15 protein-coding genes (1 of these 15 cut by a window edge) are annotated in these 20,468 nt (G+C 73.2%); 2 read left to right on the top strand and 13 right to left on the bottom strand.

The features are described 5' to 3' along the window. Positions 1-41: 41 nt before the first annotated feature. From WMF14_RS22415 to WMF14_RS22390, 6 genes are all read right to left on the bottom strand, one after another. Complete coding sequence (locus WMF14_RS22415) at positions 42-1,589, bottom strand: Hsp70 family protein (RefSeq protein ID WP_437803501.1); 1,548 nt, start codon at positions 1,587-1,589, stop codon at positions 42-44. 62 nt (positions 1,590-1,651) lie between these two features. Then, on the bottom strand, positions 1,652-2,230 hold the full coding sequence (locus tag WMF14_RS22410; protein WP_437803500.1) for a Uma2 family endonuclease: 579 nt from the start codon (positions 2,228-2,230) through the stop codon (positions 1,652-1,654). A gap of 131 nt (positions 2,231-2,361) precedes the next feature. Next, the gene (locus WMF14_RS22405; protein ID WP_437803498.1) at positions 2,362-3,228 is read right to left on the bottom strand and encodes a hypothetical protein; all 867 of its coding nucleotides are present in this window, start codon (positions 3,226-3,228) and stop codon (positions 2,362-2,364) included. A 45-nt stretch (positions 3,229-3,273) separates the two neighbouring features. Then, complete coding sequence (locus tag WMF14_RS22400) at positions 3,274-4,356, bottom strand: NADH:flavin oxidoreductase/NADH oxidase (protein WP_437803497.1); 1,083 nt, start codon at positions 4,354-4,356, stop codon at positions 3,274-3,276. A 63-nt stretch (positions 4,357-4,419) separates the two neighbouring features. Continuing rightward, positions 4,420-4,818: a PEGA domain-containing protein gene (locus WMF14_RS22395; protein ID WP_437803496.1), complete on the bottom strand. Its 399-nt coding sequence runs from the start codon at positions 4,816-4,818 to the stop codon at positions 4,420-4,422. Positions 4,819-5,170: 352 nt separating this feature from the next. After that, entirely contained in the window at positions 5,171-5,557 is a 387-nt protein-coding gene (locus WMF14_RS22390; protein WP_272099898.1) for a VOC family protein, read from the bottom strand. Positions 5,558-5,840: 283 nt separating this feature from the next. Here WMF14_RS22390 and WMF14_RS22385 point away from each other — a divergent pair, with 283 nt between their 5' ends. Then, positions 5,841-7,679, top strand: coding sequence for a M2 family metallopeptidase (locus WMF14_RS22385; RefSeq protein ID WP_272099896.1), 1,839 nt, complete (start codon positions 5,841-5,843; stop codon positions 7,677-7,679). A gap of 15 nt (positions 7,680-7,694) precedes the next feature. On the opposite strand, the gene WMF14_RS22380 is transcribed toward WMF14_RS22385, so the two are convergent. The 5 genes from WMF14_RS22380 to WMF14_RS22360 form a co-directional block, all read right to left on the bottom strand. Then, entirely contained in the window at positions 7,695-8,516 is an 822-nt protein-coding gene (locus tag WMF14_RS22380) for a GNAT family N-acetyltransferase (protein WP_437803495.1), read from the bottom strand. 291 nt (positions 8,517-8,807) lie between these two features. Next, on the bottom strand, positions 8,808-9,380 hold the full coding sequence (locus WMF14_RS22375; RefSeq protein ID WP_437803494.1) for a hypothetical protein: 573 nt from the start codon (positions 9,378-9,380) through the stop codon (positions 8,808-8,810). A gap of 299 nt (positions 9,381-9,679) precedes the next feature. After that, complete coding sequence (locus tag WMF14_RS22370; protein WP_437803493.1) at positions 9,680-10,933, bottom strand: ferritin-like domain-containing protein; 1,254 nt, start codon at positions 10,931-10,933, stop codon at positions 9,680-9,682. 70 nt (positions 10,934-11,003) lie between these two features. Next, positions 11,004-12,296, bottom strand: a complete 1,293-nt coding sequence (locus tag WMF14_RS22365; protein WP_272099888.1) for a cytochrome P450 — start codon at positions 12,294-12,296, stop codon at positions 11,004-11,006. An 866-nt stretch (positions 12,297-13,162) separates the two neighbouring features. After that, positions 13,163-13,849: a DUF1349 domain-containing protein gene (locus WMF14_RS22360; RefSeq protein ID WP_437803492.1), complete on the bottom strand. Its 687-nt coding sequence runs from the start codon at positions 13,847-13,849 to the stop codon at positions 13,163-13,165. A 151-nt stretch (positions 13,850-14,000) separates the two neighbouring features. On the opposite strand from WMF14_RS22360, the gene WMF14_RS22355 reads away from it, so the two are divergent. Further along, a complete protein-coding gene (locus tag WMF14_RS22355) occupies positions 14,001-14,426 on the top strand; it encodes a hypothetical protein (RefSeq protein WP_272099884.1) in 426 nt (141 codons plus the stop codon). 19 nt (positions 14,427-14,445) lie between these two features. On the opposite strand, the gene WMF14_RS22350 is transcribed toward WMF14_RS22355, so the two are convergent. Beyond that, entirely contained in the window at positions 14,446-19,041 is a 4,596-nt protein-coding gene (locus WMF14_RS22350; protein WP_437803491.1) for a HEAT repeat domain-containing protein, read from the bottom strand. A gap of 143 nt (positions 19,042-19,184) precedes the next feature. Further along, on the bottom strand, positions 19,185-20,468 hold the 3' portion of the coding sequence (locus WMF14_RS22345) for a hypothetical protein (protein ID WP_437803490.1). It continues 177 nt past the right edge of the window; 1,284 of the gene's 1,461 nt are visible here — the last part of the coding sequence; its start codon lies beyond the right edge, outside the window; its stop codon occupies positions 19,185-19,187.

Raw genomic sequence — 20,468 nt, 5'->3', positions numbered from 1 at the left:
GCCCCATGGGCGATCGCGAGCAACCCGGTACCAGCGCGCCCTCACGCCCCGACCTGGTAGACGCGCCGGTACCCTGCCTCCACGTCGGTGATCGTCACCTCGACGATCCCGTGCGAGGTGATCGCGTACTGCTCCTCGATCAGCGGCCCCTCGCTGCCCATGCGCTCGACGGTCACCCCGCCGAGCTCGGCCGCGCGATCGCGGAGCCGCCTGTCGAAGGGGAACACGACCTCGTTGAACGCCGTGATGTCGCCGTGGGGCACGCCGAGCCGGTCGAGCGCCGCGCACTCGACGAACCGGTAGCGGCCGACGTTGTGCGCCGCCCGGTACACGCGCCGCGAGACCACCGGCGCCTCGTGGCTCGACGGGATGCGCGCCTCCCGGTCGAAGATCGGGTCGAAGACCACCTCGTCCCCGCCGCTGCCCTCCCGGAACACCCCGAAGTGGCGCGAGAGACGGTCGGAGAGCTCGAAGCCCGCGTCCTCGTCGACGGCGATGGCCAGGCCGATCGCGATCGCCGCCGAGGGGTAGGGGGAGCGATGGACGCGGCGCCCGAAGCGCTCGCGCAGCGTCCGCGCGACGACGGGCAGCGAGCTCGCGCCGCCGACCACGTAGATCCCCGCGATGTCGGCGAGCGCCTCGCCCGCGCCGGCGTCGAGGCGCGCGATCACCGGCTGCATCGCCGCGATGGTCGACTCCACGAGGGGCACGCACCGGTCGTAGTAGTCGGAGGTCGCGATCGTCACCTCGCGGGCGGGCGAGAGGTCGCCCAGGCAGGCCTCCAGGTCGATCACGATGCGCCGGGAGTTCGGGTTGAGCCGCTCCTTCGCCTCGCGGCACTGGTCCGCGAGCGCCGCGAGCGCGCGCGCCGGCAGGCCCTCGCGCTCGATCTTGCCGGCGTCGAGCGCCATCGAGGCCAGCGCGGCGTCGAAGTCGTCGCCGCCGAGGTGGTTCAGGCCCGCGGTCGTCACGGCGTCGTGGCTGCGCCCGGTCATGTGGACGAGCGACGCGTCGAACGTCCCGCCGCCGAGGTCGTAGACGACGATGTGCTCGCGCTTCGACGTGATGGTGCTGCGGTGGCGGTGCGTGTACTCGAAGCCGGCGGCCGACGGCTCGTTCAGGAGCGCGATGACCTCGAAGCCGGCGCGGCGGAACGCGTCGAGCGTCACGAACCGCTGCGACCCGTGCGCGTTGGCCGGGGTCGCCACGACCGAGATGAGGCGCCCGTCGTCGTCTTTCTTGGGCCGGTTCGACCGGTTCAGCACGGCGTCGCGGAGCGACCGCAGGAACAGGGTCAAGAGATCGAGCACCCGGAGCTTCGTCCCGCCGATCTCGACCTCGACGTCGGGCGACGCGCGCGGGCCGGAGAGCACGCGCTTGAACGACCGGAGCACCGTCCACTCGGGGTCCGAGGCGACCGCGAGGGCGTCGAAGCCGAACCGGAGCTCCCCCCGCCGCTCGGCGGCCACGGAGGGGTAGAAATCCACGGTGTCCCCCGCCGCGTCCTGGAAGCTGACGACAGGGTAGTTCCCGCGATCGCAGCACGCGACCACGGTCCGTGTGGTTCCGAAATCGATCCCGAGGCGCAAGGTGGGGTCTCCTCCGGCCCCATGCTGCCACATCCGGCCGCCCGCGGTGAAACTCTGCGAGGTCAGTCGGCTTCTAGCTCGAAGGCTCCGTCGTAGATGGCATCGACCGAGACCTGCGCGCCGTTCGCCAGGGAGATCGTGTCGCCACGCTCGAGCACGCGATACCGCCAGGAGCCGTCCCCCTCGCGTCGATAGTGCTCGATACGCACGTGCCATGGTGAGACGAGAAGGTAGTCCGTCAGGCAGGGGAGGCGCTGGTACCCCTCCCACTTCTCGCCCCGATCGAAGGCCTCGGTGCTGCGCGAGAGCACCTCCACGATGGCAGTTGGGTTCGAGAGGACGTCGCCGGTGCCTGGCTCGGTCTGCACGCCGCCGCACACGACGACGGCATCCGCGTAAACGTAGCGCTCTCCCTGCTTGGCCGAGATCCGTTGATCGGACGAGAGCACGTGGCACCCCTTGCCGCGCACGGCCGCGCGGAGCTCTGCGCCCGCGGCGGTCGACAGGAAGTTGTGCCGCGGGCTGCCGCCGGCCATCGCGAAGACCTCGCCGAGGTGGTACTCGTGCTTCGCGGGCTGCTCGCGCTCCCACGCCAGGTACTCGGCGGCGCTCATGCGTCGGCTGGCGGCGGCGTCGCCCATGGCACGCACCTTAGCGCGGCGACCGATGGCTGGCGACAGGCGAGGGAACGGCTGGAGCGCCGCCGAGCTGGCGATCGCGGTGCCGCCGCGGGCAGCGCGTGCCGCCGCAGGTCCGCGGATCCTCGTGAAGCTCAGCTCATCGGCTCGCCTTCCTCCGCGTCGGCCCAGAGCACCTCGCGCTCGTACACCCACCCGCTCGCGGACAGCTCCAGGCAGACCAGCGCGAGCTCCGCTTCATGGCCGCCGACGCAACCATCGAGCGCGTGATGCCGCTCCACGACAGCCGCCAGTCGCCGCGGGCCGTCGCCCCGCCGTGCAGCAGGTGCTCCGCGCTGCAGCTCGTCTCGGACGTGCCCCGGTGCGCGGCCGCCGAGGCGCTCCTCGACGAGCTGCTCGGCTTCTGCGCCGAAGAGCACGCGCGGGAGCGTGAATTCGTGGCTGCCGAGCCCCTTGAACACGGCGAGGATGTCCAGCACGCCGAACGCGCCTGCCGGGGGATCGAGGCGCGCGGCGTCGGCGGCCCTCCACAGATCCCGGTGTACGAGCGTCGCGAGATCGATGTCGCCTGGCTGCGGCGGCGCCTCTCCGCGCACGCGCTGGACGAGCGCCGCCCATCCGGCCCCGAAAGGGGCGCTGTCGAGCGCGCAGCCGCGCAGGTGCTCGAGGCGCATCCGCTCCGCTGGCCCCGTGTGCTCGGCCCCCTCGCGCGCCCGCTCCTCGAGGGCGTCCGGGGGCATGACGCCTTCCGGCACGGCCCACGCGAGGGCCCGCCGCGCGGGAACGTAGACGTATCGGCGCTCTCCTCGCTCGAAGAGGATCAGGTTGCGGCGCTGGTACTGCCAGAACCACTGGCTCACCCCGAGGACAGACCACGAATCGAAGAGCCCTGGAGGGTCGATGCGCACCGTATCGAGCTCGCTCGTCGTCCAGTGACGCTCCTGGGACCCGAGCATCAACGCGGTCAGCGGCGTGTCGGAGGTGCTCCATCGATCCCCCATCGGTCGAAGATAGCTGCGGACGAGGGGACGGCCAGCGTCCCCTGTTCAGCGCTTGAGCCAGTGCCCGTAGGGCGGCGGGAGGACGCGGAACGGCTGCTCCACTCCGAGCTTCTTGGCCGCGTGATAGGCCCAGTGCGGGTCGTCAAGGAGGGCGTGCGCCAGCACGATGAGGTCCGCCTGGCCCTCCTTCAAGGCTGCCTCGGCCTGCTCGGGCTCGTTGATGAACCACCCCGCGGCGACCGGCAGCTCCGCTTCCTTCCGGATGCGCCCGGCGTGCGGGAGCAAGAAGCCAGGGCCCCAGGGGATCTTCGAGAGATCGGGCACGGCGAACCCGTGGCTCGCGTCGAGGAGATCGAGGCCGGAGGCCTTGAGCCGCCTCGTCAGCTCGATCGACTCCTCGACCGTGACGCCGCCGTCCACCCAGTCCGTGATCGAGAGGCGGATCGTCAGCGGCAAGCGCTCCGGCCAGACGTTTCGCACCGCCTCGAACGTCTCGACCAGGAAGCGGATCCGGTTGTCGAACGACCCCCCGTACTCGTCGGTGCGCGCATTGGCGAGCGGCGAGTAGAAGCTGTGCGCCAGATAGCCGTGCGCGAAGTGCAGCTCGAGCCACTGATAGCCCGCCTCGCGTGCCCGCCGCGCGGCGGCGACGAAATCGCCCTTCACGCGCTCGATGTCGGCCTTCGACATCTCCCTCGGCACCTTGGGGAGGTTCGCTCCGAACGCCTTCGCCGAGGGCGCCAGCGTCTCCCATGCGCCCTCGTCCTGCGTGAGGTGATCGTCGCCCTCCCAGGGCCGGTTGGCGCTCGCCTTCCTCCCCGCGTGCGCGAGCTGGATCCCCGCGACCGCGCCCTGCTCCTTGACGAACGCGACGATCCGCTGGAGAGGCTCGATCTGCCCGTCCTCCCACAGACCGGCGTCTCCGGGGCTGATTCGGCCTTCCGGGGATACCGCCGTCGCCTCGGCGATCGCCAGGCCGACTCCGCCCCTCGCCATCGAACCCAGATGAACGAGGTGCCAGTCGGTCGCGTACCCGTTCCTGGAGGAGTACTGGCACATGGGAGAGACGACCACGCGGTTGCGCAGCGTCACGTCCTTCAAGCGAAAGGGCTCAAATAAACTCGTCACGGAGACCTCCTTGTCAAGCCGGCGCAGCTTTGCACGCCTCCGTTCCTCGCGGGATGCCTGGCGCTACTTTTTCTCGCCCTGCTTGTCGCCCGTCGCGCCGCCGCTCGCCTCCACGAGGGAAGGTGGCGGGTTCGACTGGACCGTCTTCGCGTCGCCGGGCTCGAGCGTCACCATCATGGTCCGGTTGCCGCGCTCCGGGTCCACGAACGTCACCTCGTGCGACCCGGGCGCGACCTTGCGCCCCGAGATCGGCGTCGTCCCGATGGGCTTGCCGTCCAGCAGGATCTCGGTCGGCTGCGCGGCGATCACGTCGAGCATCGGCGCGTCGTCGAGCGGCGGCTCGGGCTCCGGCTCGGGTTCGGCCGCGATCGGCGCGGGTTGCGGGGGCTCCGGCGGCGGCTTCGGGGCGCCGCCGCAGCCGGCGATGGCGAGGGTGACGAGGAAGGTGGAGGTGCGAAGCATCGACGCAACGCTAGACAGGAAACGCGCGGGAGGAAATGGCGAGCGCGATACCACGCGCGCCGAGCGCGATACCACGCGCGCCGCGCGCGACCTCACGCGGCGGCAGCCCGTGGCCAGGCGTCGCGCGACCCGGCGGATCCCCACGAAGACCGGGGGTGTGCCGCCGTCCCTCCATGCAGCCGCCGCGAGCCGGCGCCGGGAAGGAGACGCCCATCTTCGGCCCCATCATCCGCCCGGAGCGGGATGATCTCTCCCCAAAGCTGCCCGCTCGATCCCGCTGCTCGCCTTCGACGAGCAGGATCGCGCGCGGATGCGCGAGCTCGCCCAGAAGGCGCAGCTCGTCGCCTTGCCCTCATCCGCCGCCGCTGCCGTAAGGGCGGGTGAGGATCTCGAGGAAGTGCCCGTCGGGATCGGGGAAGTACACGCCGCGCCCGCCGTCATGGTGGTTGATCTCCCCGGGGTGCTGCGCCCTGGGATCGGCCCAGTACTGGATCTGGCGTTCACGGATTCGACCGAAGATCTCGTCGAACTCGGCCTCGCTGACCAGGAAGGCGAGGTGCTGGGAGCGGATCTCGCCAGGGGTGTCGATGAAGTCGAGCGTGACGTCGTTGTCGAGCCGTACCGTCAAGAAGTGCCCGAACGGCACCGGCGCCGATAGGCCCAGGATCTCGGCCAAAAAGGCGGCGGATGTCCGCTTGTCACGCGCCGGGACGATGGTGTGATTGAGCTGGACGGCCATGCTCGTTTCCTCCCTTCCGTGGGCGGTTGCCCATCTCCGGCCGATCTTGAGCGATCTCGCGGCGAGGGGCCACCTCCAGGCTGGCGCGATGACCTGGATCGAGCGGACTTTGCCGCCTCTTGGCCCTCGCCGCGGCGCGCCCGAGAGGATTGCTGGAGCCGGCGAGCGGCCTTAGGAGCCCCACCAGGATCGCGGCGCCGAAGCGCACCCCGCGCCCTCTGCGCGTCCGGGGTGGAGGGACGGTTTTACGCCGGAGCTGTCCGCGATCGAGGAGCGGCGAGAAATGGTGCGCATTCCGATGTTCGTCGTCGCCTTGCCCTGCAGCATGCTCGCGCTCACGGCGGCCTGCTCCGATCCCGCCCCGCCCACGTCGCCCGTGGCGCCGAAGCCCACCGACCCGGCGGTGGAGGAGGCCGCCCGGTTCATCGATGCGGCCGAGGCGGAGCTGCACGAACTCAGCACCTACAACAACCGCGCGGCGTGGGTGGCCGCTACGTACATCACCGTCGACACCGAGATCCTCTCGGCCGCGGCGAGCGCGAAGCTGCTCGGGGTGCAGGCCGATTACGCGAAGCGGGCCGCTCGCTACCTCGCCCTCGATCTGCCCTATGACGTCCGCCGCCGGCTCGAGCTCCTGCGAACGTCCCTCACGCTCTACGCACCCGCCGATCCCGCGAAGACGAAGGAGGTCGCGACCATCGCGTCGAGGCTGGAGGCGATGTACGGAGCGGGCAAGTACTGCCCGGCGAGCGGCCAGTGCCTCGATCTCGAGCAGCTGAGCAGGATCCTCGCGACGAGCCGCGACCCCGAGGAGCTGAAGCGGGCGTGGGTCGGCTGGCACACGGTCTCTGTCCCCATGCGCGGCGATTTCACGCGGCTCGTCCAGCTGGCGAACGAGGGCGCCCGCGAGCTCGGGTTCAAGGACACTGGCGACGCATGGCGCTCGAAATTCGAGATGCGGCCCGGCGTGCTGTCGCGGGAGGTCGATCGCCTCTGGGGGCAGGTCAAGCCGCTCTACGACGCGCTCCACTGCTACGCGCGGGGCCGGCTCGCCGCGAAGTACGGCGAGGACGTCGTCCCCGGCGCGGGCCCGATACGAGCGGATCTGCTCGGCAACATGTGGGCGCAGGACTGGAGCAACGTCTACGATCTCATGGAGCCCGAGGGCGCCGCGCCGATCTACGATCTCGACGCGGCGCTGCAGGCGAAGGGGTACACGCCGATCGAGATGGTGAAGACGGGCGAGCGCTTCTTCGTCTCGCTCGGCTTCGAGCCGCTCCCGGCCACCTTCTGGGAGCGGTCGCTCTTCGTCAAGCCGGCGGATCGCGACGTCGTCTGCCACGCGAGCGCGTGGAACATTGACGACGAGGAGGATCTGCGCATCAAGATGTGCATCGAGATCACGGCCGGCGACTTCCAGACGATCCACCACGAGCTCGGCCACAACTTCTACCAGCGGGCGTACAATCACCTGCCGCTCCTGTACCGCGACAGCCCCAACCCCGCGTTTCACGAGGCCATCGGCGACACGATCGGGCTCTCGGTCAGTCCAGAGTACCTCCAGCGGATCGGGCTCGTGGACCAGCTGCCCCCCGCCTCCAGCGACCTCTCGCTCCTCCTCCGCGAGGCCCTCGGCAAGATCGCCTTCCTGCCGTTCGCCGTCGCGGTCGACCGGTGGCGGTGGGGGGTGTTCGCGGGGGACATCCAGCCGGCGGGATACAACGAGGCCTATTGGGAGCTCCGGAAGAGGTACCAGGGGGTCGTGCCGCCGGTGCCCCGCTCCGAGTCGGACTTCGATCCTGGCGCGAAGTACCATGTGGCGGCGAGCGTCCCGTACATCCGGTACTTCTTCGCCCATATCCTCCAGTTCCAGTTCCACCGCGCGCTCTGCGAGGCAGCGGGGTACAAGGGGCCGCTCCACCGCTGCACGATCTACGGCAGCGAGAAGGCCGGCGAGCGCCTCCGGCGGATGCTGGAGATGGGGCGGAGCCGCCCTTGGCCGGATGCGCTCGAGGTGGTGACGGGATCGCGGCGAATGGACGCGGGGGCGATGCTCGACTACTTCGGGCCGCTCAAGGACTGGCTCGACCAGCAGAACCGCGGCAAGACGTGCGGGTGGTAGGCGGGGCGCGCGGGATCAGGCCTGCGGCGGCGGCAGGTAGTCCGGCGGCGGCGTGTAGAAGACAAAGCGCGTGACCGCGTGGTAGCCCATCGCTTCGTACACGGGCCGCCCCAGGTCCGTCGCGTGGAGGACGGTCCGCTGGGCGCCGGTGGCGCTCAGCGCGTCGTCGAGACAGCAGCGCATCACCGCCTCGGCGTAGCCTTTGCGCCGGTGCTCGGCTGCGGTGGCGACGAAGCCCACGTACCGGATCCCCTCCACCATGAACGTCGCCGCGCAGCAGACCGGCTGGTCGCCCACGTAGCCGACCCGCCCGAACGCCCGGTCGTCCCACAACGCCTCGTGGGCCAGGGCGGCGCGCCCGATGGGGAGCGGGAGGCTGTAAGCGGTGGAGTTGAGATCGGCGACCGCGGCGCGCGTCTCGGCGTCGCCCACGCGCCTGAGCTCCAGGCCGGCGATCTCCCGCCGCGGGGTGGGGAGCGCCTCGGCCACCATGCCCATGATCGACACCGCAGGCTGGAAGCCGAGCCCGGCCAGGAGCTCGGCGCTCGCGTCCGCGTCACCGCCGGGCGCCCAGCTGTCGGACAGCGCGAAGAACCACGGAACGCCGCCGGTCCGGGCGAGCTCGGCGCCGATGCGCGCGCGGCGCTCCAGATCCGTGCGGTTGCCGGCCGGCGAGGAGAGCGTGGCGATGTTGAGCAGAGCCATGCCCGTGCCCGAGAGGATGGCGGAGACGCCGTCCGTCTGCTCGATCCGGTGGCCGGGGAGGCAGCGGCTGAAGTGGATCCAGGCGGCCAGGAACTGCGCGTTGCACTCTGCGATCTCGTTCGGGTCGGACATGGGAGACCTCCTCTGGACGGAGATATACAGGGCCGGGCCCCCCGGCGATCGAGCTTTCGCCGTCGAGCATGGGGGCCCGAGGCGCTGCTGTGGTTTTCGGCCCGGCAGCGGCAGGGCGCTCTGGCCGGGCGGGATGACCCGATCGAGATTGGATTGACGGATCAGGGCGCTGGATGCGACGAAATCAGCCCGAAGGCGCCAATCCCAGAGGACGCGGACCGGAGAGCGGGGTTGCGCCGACGGGCGCGAGGGGGCCGAGGTCCACGCCGCTCGTCCCTGCCTCGGACGGCCTCACGGCTTGACCGACCCCAGCGTGTGGCAGTTGTTGCACGAGAAGTCGCCATTGCCGGTCGTGGGGTCGTACTGGACGCGCTGGAGCAGGCTGGCCATCTCGGGCACGACCTTCTCGAACATGAAGGTGCTCCACTCCGCGCGCTCGGGGTGCTCCGGGTCTTGCACGTACTCGAGGAACCCCTCCTCGGTGTCGGGTAGCACGGCGATCTCCGGGCTCGGCATGGCGTAGGCGCGCGTGGCCCCGTCGGCGCCATGGCACGTCGTGCAGTCCATGGTCTCGAACGCCGGGTCGTACGCCACGAACACCTCCTTCATCCGCGGCAGGACGTCGCTGTTCATGTACGTGACGCGCTGCTCGAAGCTCATGTCCTTCCACGCGGTCGGCTCCGGATCGCCGGAGTCCTCCGCGCCACCGCACGCGGCGATGAACAGGCACGCTGCCATCGAGACGCGCCTCACGACCGCGCTGCGTGTCCTCGTCCGGCGATCGGAAGGCGGCGCGTGATCCGGCTGCCCCTGCGTCGTCCTCGCGTCATTGGTGGCCGGGTCCGCGGTGATCATGGATCGCATGTCGTGTCTCCTCCTGGGTCGAGCTGGTTCGAAGCGGGTGGTCCGGACGGCACTGACCGGATGCGCCCTGGTTCTACCGTCACGACGAACGGGCGGACCCGAGATCGACACGCTCAGCGATGTTTTTTTTCTGCCGCGATCTGTCGACAACTGCTTGAAACTGCTGGGTCATGAGCGCGCCATGGCGGCGAGCCTCCACGTCGACCGGCGTCGACTGACGTCCACTGGCGCCGGCTGATATCGACTGATTTCGACCGACGCGGACAGGGGCAGGGGCAGGGATGCTCTCTTGGATCCTCTCACGAGGGCGACGCCGCGGCGCCGGGGCGGGCGTCCGGCGAGGGAGCGGAGAGGGGCGCGGACAACAGCGCCTCTGCGCACGGCGCGATCACGTCGCGCACGGCGCCCAGGTGGCAGCGCGCCCGCTCCGCCTCGGTGAGCCGGCCGTGGTCGCGCCATGCGGCGGCGTCGATCCCGGCGCGCTCGCCGAGGTGCACGCCGCGCGCCTCGGCGAGCGCCTCGTCGAACGCGCGCGCCACGGCCGCGCGCACCGGCTCGCCGCCGCGCGCCACGGCCCAGCGCACGAACGCCCACGCGAGCTCGGCGTGAGCGGCCTCGTCGGCCGCGATCCTGTCGAGCGTACGGCGCGCCTCGGGGTCGCGCGCGCGGTCCCGCTGCGCGCTGGCCAGCAGGGCGGCGAGCGTCTCGCCCACGCAGCCCTCGCGCACCGCGCTGGCCGCGGCGCCGGCGAGCGTGGGCGCGCCGAGCGCGCCGTCCATGGCCATCGCCCCCGGGCCGAGCGGCCGGCCGGCGTAGCGGCTCGCGAGCGTGAAGCACGCCCTCGCGTGCTGCAGCTCGTCCGACAGGGCGCGGTGCGCAGCGTCGATCAGGGCGGGCGGCGCGCCGAGGGCGAGCAGATCGAGCGTGAAGCGCGCGAAGGACGCGATCGAGGCGTGCTCGAGGCGCGCGTCGGCGAGCCACGCCTCCGCCAGGGCGGCGCGCGTCGCGGGATCGAGCGCGATCGGGTCGTCCGCCGCAGGATCGAGCACCCAGTCGGCGCGCGCCTCGACGCCGGCCAGGCGCGGCTCGCCGCCCACGAGGAACGGGCGGCCGCAGGCGCCGATGCCCGGGTCGTCGACGTCGTAGCAGCACTGGCCGTCCTCCAGCCGGCCGTTCTCGTAGCGCACGCAGGATACGGGGTTCGGATGGTAGTCGCTCGGGCAGGCCTCTGCGCTCCCACCCGCGCCGCCGGCCCCGCCGCCCCCGTCGCCCCCGCCGCCGGCGTTTGCCTGGATCTCTTCCGGCGAAAAGCACCTCGTCTGGACGCTGCTCTGACCGCCGGCGCCGCCCTGACCCGCAGCGCCGCCCTGACCCGCAGCGCCGCCCTGACCCGCAGCGCCGCCCTGACCCGCAGCGCCGCCCTGACCGCCCGCGCCCGTACCTGACTCCGTGCCCTCCACGGCGCCATCGAGGCAGCCGACAGCCAGCGACAGGCCGGTGAACATGCCGGCTCCCACGATGTGCATGATACGCGCGCGAAGATCTCTGGTCATGGTGCTTTGCCTCCTGCCATGTGCCGTCCCTCGGCCGGGATCGGGATGTTTCCTGATCCCCGGGACGCGGTCACGCCGCGCCGAGCGTCACCGGCACGGCCGTTGGCTTGCGGAAGAACAGGCTGGGCGCGTAGCTGGGCCGCGCCGCGGCGGCGAGGCGCAGGCCGGGGAACGCCGCGCGCAGCGCCTGCACGGCGCACCTCACCTCGATGCGCGCGAGGGGAGCGCCGATGCACGTGTGGACCCCCCAGCCGAAGCCGAGGTGCCGCCCGCGCGGGGTGGCGACGGGGCGGGTCACGTCGAACCGCTCCGGGCTCGGGAAGACCGCGGGGTCGTGGTTGGCCGCCCCGAAGAAGGCGAACGCCGTGGCGCCCGCGGGGATCTCGACGCCGCCGACGACAGCGGGCGCCGTCGCGCGCCGCGGCTCCATCTGCACGGGCGCGTCGATCCGGAGCGTCTCCTCGATCGCCGCCTGGAGCAGCGCCGCGTCGCCGCCGATGGCGTCCCAGAGCGCGGGCGCCTCGAGCAGGCGGAGCACGAGCGAGCCGATCAGGCTCGCGACGGTCTCGTAGCCGGCGAAGAACAGGACGATGATATGGGAGATCATCTCGTCGACCGACAGCGGCGCCTCGCCGTCGACCTGGGCGCCGATCAGGGCCGTGATGAGGTCGTCGGCGGGCTCGGCGCGGCGCCGCTCGATGAGAGCGGCCAGGTAGCGCTCGTAGGAGACGAACCGCCGCGCCGCCTCCACCTTTCGCGCCGTGTCGGCCGTCGGATCGTAGAGCGTGAACCGCTCGTCCTGGCAGGCCCTGAGCAGGGGCGCGTCCTCGAGCGGTATCCCGACGAGGGCGGCGCTCATCTGCAGGGGGAGCGGGAAGGCGAGCGCCTGCATCAGATCCACCGGTCCGCCGCCGAGGTCCATGGCGCGCACCAGCTCGTTTGCGGCCCGGGCGATCGCCGGCTCGAGGGAGGCGACCCTCGCCGGCGTGAACCCCTTGGAGAACAGCGCCCGCGCGCGCGTGTGCCCGGGAGGGTCGTTGTTGAAGAGCGCAGGCGGCATCTCGTAGACGCCCTGCTTGAGCTCGGCGATCACCTCCGGCGGCAGATCCGGCGGCAGGTCGAGGATGTGCGCGGAAGAGAACAGGACCGGCTCGCGGAGCACCTGCGTGAGCTCGGCGTGGCCCGTGACGAGGTAGGCGGAGAACGCCTCGCTGTAAGCGACCGGGGCCTCCCGGTGGGCCGCCTGATAGAAGGCGAGCGCGGGGTCGTCCGCATAACCCGGCGAGAAGGGCTGGAACAGCGCGCCGACCCGGCGCGCGCTCTCGCTGACCGGCGTCCCGTGAGGGGTGTTCTCGTCAAGCATCGATCCCGAGCGTACCGGCTCCGGCGAGCGAGGGAAACAGCCCGCGAGCACGGCGCCGCCTCGATCTCGACCCGGCGGTCACGCTCGGCCGGGCTTTCCCGCCGCGCGCGACCGCCTGATGGGATGGGATCCAGAGATCCTGGATGTTGTCACATCCGATGCTCGTGCCGAGGCTGTGACAGTGGATGGCGGTCTCCGACGCCAGGTCCATACGATGGATGTTCGGAGTCCGGTAACAGGTGGACTGGTCCTTGCCAACGATCAGATATGCCCACCGCCTCCCTGTCGGGGTGGGGCCCGACATCGTGCAATCGAGCCTCGTCCCTGCCACGAAGCCGTTCACGATCGCTTGCTCGGTCTCGCCGGCTTCTTCGCTGTCGCCCGACGGTCACTGGCCTCACTTCGGATATCGAGACATCTCGGCGCTCGGGGCAAAATCGTGCGACAGGGGCACGGAGAACACCGCGAGTGACAGGGAAACGAGCGACATCGACGATGGATAGGGTCGCCAGGGACACGGAGCCTGGCGACAGGACATGGAGAACGCCGCCAGGGACACGGAGTCGAACGATATGGAGGGGGAGATCTTGGCCAGGGACAACGATCGGAGCCCTGGCGACCTGCGGCGTTGGCGCCAGCGACACGGAGACCGCCGTCCGGGCCGAGGCATGGCGGGCCGGGGGCCGAGGTATGGCGGGCCAGGGACGAGGTCCGGCGTGTCAGGGACAAGACGCGACGTGCCAGGGACACCCGGGAGCGCCTTCGCCTGTCCCAGACGGCGGCCGTCACGCCGGATCGTGCGCGATCACGGGCGCCGGCGGGGGAGCGCGCCGGAAGAGGCCGCGCGCCATCGCGCGGCCCGCGCTTCACAGCACGTGGGGGAGCGGCAAGGCGATCCCGGTGAGCGGCGGCATCTGGCCGGCGCGCGCCAGGGCATCGCCGTACGCGGCGTCTCCGCTGCGGAGGTCGCCGAGCCGGCGCGGCGCGAAGCGGATGTCGTCGAAGACCGCGGTGCAGCCGTCGCCTGCCGGCGACTGGGCCGAGAAGCCGACGGCGAGCTCCGCCGTGCTGCCCAGCGAGAAGCTGCGGACGAGGTGCCATGTCGTCCCGTCGGTGGAGGCGTGGAACGCGCACACCCGCCCGAGCCGCGAGACGCGCAGCCAGACGTGATCCGCGTCGACCTCGAAGGATCGGCGGTCGTCCGACAGGCCGCGGGTCACCACGGAGACGACCGTCGGGGCGCCCTCCGGCGAGAGCTCGAAGCAGAGCTTCGCCCACGAGCGCTCGTGCGCCCAGAGGAGCAGCACGCCGGCGTCGCGCACCGCCGAGAAGCCCACCGTCACCCGCGCGCTGGCAAGGAAATCCCCGTGCGGCGTCCCGAGCAGGCGCGGCGCGTTCAGGGCGCCCCGGGTGCGCTCCGGATCGAGGAACAGGTCGGTCTTGCCGCCTGCTGTGACGGTCAGGCTCGACGCTTTCCCGGCGCTCCAGCTCCTGGGCGGTACCTCCCAGCGGAGTGGTGTGGGCCACGGCGTTAGGTGCACAGGTTCACTCACCTCGTATCCCTCCCCTGCATCGCGTCGATGGTACCGGAGTGCGCTCCTGTATTGTCGTGGAATCGTTTCGGTGTGTATGGAGGATCTCGGTTCTATGAGAATTACCGTCCTTCTGGTCTCCTGCTGCTTGGTTGGAATCCTGACGGGATGTTTGAAACCGAGGCACGGACCGCCCGAGTTCCTGCTCGGTGCGACGGCGGTTCAGACGTCGCCCGGTCGCGATGGTCATCGAAACGAGACCTCTGGCGCCGGGGTCACCGGCACCGGGTATGCGGACGCCGCGGTCGCCCTCGCCGGTGCGGCCGGGTCGACCGTCGCAAACCGCGCGGTGTACGACACGTGTTACGCGGCGTGTCCAACCGGGACGGCGTGCGACGCAGCGACGGGGATGTGTGTGCGGCAGCCGTGCGGAGGGAAGTGTCCGGCCGACTACCGCTGCAGGGTCGTCGAGGGGAAGGAAGCGTGTGTCCTCGGCGAGCCCGACCGCGGCGTGGTGTCGCCGCCGGCCGCGCCCGGGGCAGGGGAGCTCGGGCCGGGAGGGACGCCCGGGGATGCGCCGGGGCCGCGCGTGAACTGAGGAGCGGCGGCCGGCTCGATCACCGCCCTTCGATCCGCCTCATCACCTCTGTATAGACCTCGCGCCGGTCCGGACGCGCGCGGCCTAGCGCGTCCTTGAGCGCGGGGATCGCCGGGGCGCCCACGTGCCCGAGCCCCTCCGCGGCCGCGCGGCGGACGACCGCGTGCGGGTGCAGGAGCAGGCCCACGATCGCGGGGAGCGCGGGCGGCCACGGCGCAAAACAGAGGATCCGGATCGCCGAGCGGACCACGTCCGGCAGCGGATCCGAGAGGAGCGCGCACGTCGCGCGCAGGTAGGCGGCGCGATCCACCGCGTCGCGGAGCAGCCGGTGCGCGTGGAGCCGCACCCGCGGACGCCGATCGCCGAGTAGCTCCACGAGCAGCGCCGCGAGCTCCCCGTCGGGCGCCGCGGCCAGCGCCGAGAGCGCCCGGCGGGCCTGCTCCGCGTCCCCTGCGCGCGCGAGCCGCACGAGCTCGTGCCGGGACGGACCTCGGCCGCTCGCCTCGGACGCGTGCGGGTCAGGGCGCGCGCGCAGCGCCTCCAGCGCCCGCGCGTCCTCGGCCGCGCGTCCCCCTCCGGGCGGCCGGAGCGGGCCGTCGTCGAGGGAGAGCCGCCCTGCCAGATCGGCGCGCCCCTCGGCGCGGAGGCGCTCCACCACGGCCTCGAGCTCCGGCGTCCGGAGCAGCCGCTCGCCCGCGAGCAGATCGAGGTAGCCCCACGCGCCCTGCCGGAGGCGCTCCACAAGGCGAGCCGCCCGCGCGTCGGGCGCGACGCGGCGGATCGCCTGGGCCGCCGCGGCGCGTGTCGCCGGCGCGCCCGACTCCCACCACGAGAGCAGCTGCGGGAACAGGCGCTCCACTTCCGGCGGCATCAGCAGGTCCGCGAGGCGCGCCGCGCGCTCCCGGCGCGCCTCGTCGGCCGGGTCGCCCCGGAGCTCTCCCTCGGAGAGATCGAGCAGCGAGGGCGCCAGGGAGGGCAGCCCCGGGCGGTCCACGCCATCCATGTCGCCGCGCAGGTAGGCCTGCAGCGCGGCGGCGCGGGCGTCGGGCTCCGGCCACGCGAGGAGCGCGACGGCGGCCTTGCTCCGGAGCTCGGGCGCGGGCGCGGCCAGCATCGACAGGAGGCGCTCGCGGAGCGCGGCCGAGCGCGGCTGGTCGAGATCGGACGGCCGGGGCACCCGCGCGTCGCCGCGCGGCGCGGCCGCCTGCTCGGCGAGGGTCCAGGGCGGCGCGCCGATCGGCTGGAGCGCCTCCATCCAGTCGAGCAGCGCCGGCCGCGCCGCCTCGGCCGCGGCCGGGAACACCTCGGTGAGCGCGGCGAGCTGCGCGCGCGATCCGAGGCCGCCGCGCGGCTCCGCCCGGAGCGCCGCGAGCGCTGCCGGCTCCTGCGCCGCGGCACGGAGCGCAGCCCGCCACGCGGCCGCGCCCTCGGGATCCTCGCCATCACCCGCCTCGGCCGTCGCCCCGAACGCCTCGCGCAGGATCGCCGGCTCGGTCGTCCACGGATCGGCGGCGGCGCGCGCCATCGCGAGCGCCTGATCGACGTCGGCGCGCCCGAGGATCGCCCCGCACCGCCGCAGCAGCGCGAGCGGCGAACGGCGCGCCCCCGGCGCCGGCGCGAGCCCGCGCACGCGCGCCGCGACGCCGAGCGCCTCGGCGCGCGGGAGCTCGGGCGCCGCCTCCTCGAGCAGCGGGAGCAGCCCGTCGCGCAGATCGGCCGCCGCCGCGAGCCCATCGAGCAGCACCGCGGCGTGCCGGGCGAACAGGCGCGCCTCGGCGGGCGACCACGGGGCGGTGGACACGCGAGCGATCAGCCGGAGCGCCGCGTCGCGCAGCGCCGGCTCGCCCGCTGCCAGGCGGAGCCACTCCGGCGTGAGCTTCCGCAGGGCGGCGAGCCACCGCTGCGTCAGCGCCGCCTGCCGCTCGAGCAGGCGCCGCGCCGTCGCATCATCCCAACCGTCGCGGGCGAGCGCGGCAGCGAGCGCGTCCGCGGCGTCCGGGAGAGGCGCCGCGCCCGGGCGCGCTCGCTCGCGGGCGGGGAGGCCGTGCGCCTCGAGCTCCACGGCGAGCTCGTCGGCGGTCCCGGAGGCGAGGGCGATCTCGCCGTCGAGCACCCGCTCCAGCAGCCGCGCCGCCGCGGCCGAGCCCTGGCGGAGCCCGCTCCGGATCGCCTGCGCCGACAGCTTGCCGCTCAGGGCGTCGAGCAGCCGGTCGCGGGCGCGCTCGTCCTCCGCGGCCCCTGCGGCGGCGAGGATCGTCGCCTCGCAGGCCGGCCCGACGATCGACCGCAGCGCGGCCTCGAGCGCCGCGCGCAGCCCCGGGTTGTCGTGGCGGCCGAGCCAGAAGACGAGCTTCGGCACGGCCTCGGGCCCGCCCGCCCGCGCCAGCGCCTCGGCCGCCGTCTTCTTGATGCTCATGTTCGGGTGATCCAGGCACGCGGCGATGGCGGGGCACGCCCAGCGCGCCCCCATGCCCCCGAGCGCGCGCAGCGCCTGCCGCGCCGTCTGCACGTCGCCCGCGCCGGTGAGGAGCGTCAGGCTGGCCGAGAGCGCCTCGGCGCCGTCCTCGGCGAGCAGCGCGATCACGCGCTTGCGCACGTGGGGATCGCGGTGGCGGAGCAGGCGCGGGACGCGCGAGCGCGCGGCCTGACCGCGCGCCGACCGCAGCAGGTCGACGAGGAGCGCGCGCTCGCCCGCGGACACGCCGGGTCGGTCGAGGAGCTCCAGGGCCAGGCTCGCGAGCAGCGCGTCGCCGGCGGCGCGATCGCTCGCGGCGTCGAGGAGGCAGACAGGCCGGATCTTCCGGCGCTGGTGGAGCCGCCGCCCGAGGCCGCGGATCGCCTCCGCGACATCGTCCGGGATCGCCGGCTCCGCGGCTCGCGCGGGGCCCGTGTCGAGGTCGCGATCGGGCGGCTCGGCTGGCCCGCCGGGGATCCACGCCGCGGCGAGGTCCGCCGCGATCCGGAGCAGCAGATCGGCGATCGCCGGGAGGGCGCTCGCGTCGCCCGCGCGCGCGAGCGCCCTGAGCGCGTCCGCGGGCGTGCACCGCTTCACCGCGCGCTGGAGGACGGCGAGCTCCGCCGCCTCGGGCGCGCCGAGGTCGGCGGCGATCTCGGCCGGCAGGTCCCGTGGGTTCAAGCGGGCGACGAGCGCGCGCCGCTCCGCCGGATCCTCCGTCAGGTGCCAGAGCAGCGCTACGGCCCGATGGCGCTCGCCGCGGAGGTGGGGGACGATCGCCGCGTCGCCCTGGCCGAGCGCGGCCCGGAGCGCGTCCGCCGTGCGCGGGCCGCCGAGCGCGGCGAGCGCCTCCAGCGCCGCGGCGGGCGCGCGCGGCAGGGCGGCGAGCACGTCGTCCTCCGCGGCCGCGTGGCGCAGGGCGCCCAGCGCGCGCAGGAGGGGCGCGGGCGACGGCGCGTCGCGGAGCTTCTCGGCGAGCGCCTCGCCGAGCGGGAGATCCGCCGCGCCCTGCCGCGCCATGGCGACGATGATCTCGGCGCGGCGCGGCCAGCTCGCGTCGCTGCCCGGCGCCGCGGCGAGCGCCGACAGGAGCGCGCGCCGGCAGGTGAAGGCGACCGCCGCGACGTCCTCCGCGGCGATCGTGGGATCGGCGAGGGCGAGGTCGAGCAGGGCCGCCGCGTGCTCCGGGGCGGGGAAGTGCCCGCGCCGGTGCAGCGCACGCAGGCAGGCGATCGCGCTCGGGCCGAGCAGCAGCGGATCGCCCGCAGCGACGTTCAGGATGGCGCCGATGTCCTCGCGGGTCGCGTGCTCGCCGAGGAGCGTGAGCGCCCGCTGCCGGAGCCGCGGCGGCGCGTCCTCGCGCGAGACGAACGCGCGGAGCGCGGCGCCCTCGCCGTGGCGCGCCGCCGTCTCCAGCGCGGCCGCGGCCACCTCGGGGGCGCCGCCGAGGAGCTGCCCCAGGCGCGCGCCCGGGAGCGGCCCGCCGGCGAGGACGGCCCAGGGCTCGGCGAGCTCGCGCAGGGCGGCGGCGACGATCGCGGGCGCCGGCGCGTCGAGCAGCGCGGCGAGCACCGCGCGCGCCTGCTCCGGCGCGAGCAGCGCCGCATGCAGGCTGCGCCGCGTGAGGTCGAGCGCCGCGGCCGCGAGGACCGGCTCGCGGCGCGCCGCGAGCTCGGGGAGGAGCGCCTCGGGGGCGGGGATCTCGGCCGGATCGAGCGCGTGGAGCGCCTGGTAGAGGAGCTCGCCGGCGGGCTCGCCGCGGACGGCCTCCGGCCGCGTGAGGATCTCGGTCCGGAGCCACGCGACGCGAACGGCGGCGGGGAGCGAGGCCTCGCGCCACGCCGGGAGGCGCTGATCCGGGAGGGAGGGCCAGAGCTCGCGGTAAAGCCCGGCGAGGAGCAGCGCGACCTCCGGCGTCCTGTCCAGCGTGCGCGGGAGCAGCGCCGCGAGCTCTCGCCGCCCTGCGCTGCCCTCGCGCCCTGCGGCCTGGGCCATCCGCGTGAGCCCGAGGTACCGCACGCGCTCGTCCTCGTGCTTCACGAGCCGGGGGAGCATCTCCTTGCTGCAGCGCGCTTCATCGACGCGCTCGACGTGCTCGGCGAGCCACCGCACGTCCGCGCGGCGGAGCGCCGCGGCGAACGTCTCGTCCAGGTGCACCATGGCGGCGCCATCGTAGACCGGCGCGCGGCGGCGCGGCGCCGGCAAAGCGACGGCCGGCGCCTCGTCACCGAGGCCGTCGGCGCGCGGACACCGCGACCGTCAGCGCCTCGTCACCGAGGCCATCAACGCGCGGTCGCTCCGGGTCACTCCGACGGCCTGCTCCCCGTCACGGCAGCGCGCGACAGGTTCAGCAGCGCCTTCGCGCGCGAGTACGCGATGTACGGGTTGTCCGTGGAGCCGCCCAGATCGTCGGCGTCTTCCCCTGGGCCCTGCGCCCTCACCGGGAGCCAGAGGTAGTCGGGGTGCAGCTGCTTGCCGTTGATGCCGTTGACCAGGGAGGGGTTCTTGATCCACTCGCCGCCGAGCACCGCCAGCCGATCGTCGAGCTCGAGCACGTAGTGGAGCTCCACGTTCAGGACCGGGATGTTGCGCTGCGCGGGGGGCAGGAGGAGCTGCTCGGGGCTCACCTCGTCCGAGACCATCCCGTAGCGCCCGCTGACGCGGACGAAGCGCCTCGCGTACGGGTTGAACCGGTAATTGTAGCAATCCGCCCCCTGGAACCCGCCGTTACACACGAGCCGCGCTGCCTCCTGCGCGCTCACCTCCGTCATCGTGTCGATGGCGAACGAGGTGACCGGGTAGCTCCACACCTCGCGGTGCCAGGTGTAGTCGACGACGAACGCGCGCCGCGCCCGCGCGCTCGACGGCGAGCTGATGGAGCTCGCGCCCAGCCCGAGGAGGCCGGTCATGGCGATGTGCATCGTCCCGGGGTTCAGGTCGCGGCACGCCGGATCGACGGGCCTGCCGTACTGATCGCGCTGGACGAGGTCCTCCCGCGTCTCGCAGCGCCGCCCGGACACCGTGGCCGAGTCGCTGTGGTAGAGCTCGGTCATGAGCGCCTCGATGTCGGCGGTGCGGAACAGGATGCACCCCGTCTCGACCGAAGCGCACGTGGTCACCTTGCCGCCCGAGAGCTTCACGCGGATGTCGTGCTGCGGCGGCCCGCCGTCCTCGGCGACGACGTAGGCCGCCCAGCCGTTGCAGTGCCCCCACCAGTACTCCGGGGTCACCCCTTGATACAGGCCGTGGTTCTTGAGCTCCCAGTAGGTCGTCGGCCCCGCCACCTGCGTCGCCCGGGGAGCGCGCAGCCCCTCGGCTCGGCCCATCTCCAGCGCGATTGCGCCCGCGGGCGGAGCGAGCGACCGGCCCTGTCCCGCGTAGAACAGGAGATCGTACTTCTCGGCCGGCGAGAGGTTGTCTGGATCGGACGTCAGATCGCCGTAGTCCTTGACCGCGGAGTTCCACCGATCCGCGATTCCGTTCTTGTTCTGCGGCCACCACTGCGAGGCGAAGGGGCCCCCGGACTGGCCTTGCAGCAGGCTCGAGTTCAGCGCCACGTACGACCCCCTGAGCTCCGGATGCAGGCT

Origin of the sequence: Sorangium sp. So ce693 (genome assembly GCF_051521375.1) — a bacterium.
Taxonomy (GTDB): domain Bacteria; phylum Myxococcota_A; class Polyangia; order Polyangiales; family Polyangiaceae; genus Sorangium; species Sorangium atrum.
The sequence above is the reverse complement of the archived record's forward strand: the minus strand, read 5'-3'. Positions and strand labels throughout refer to the sequence as shown.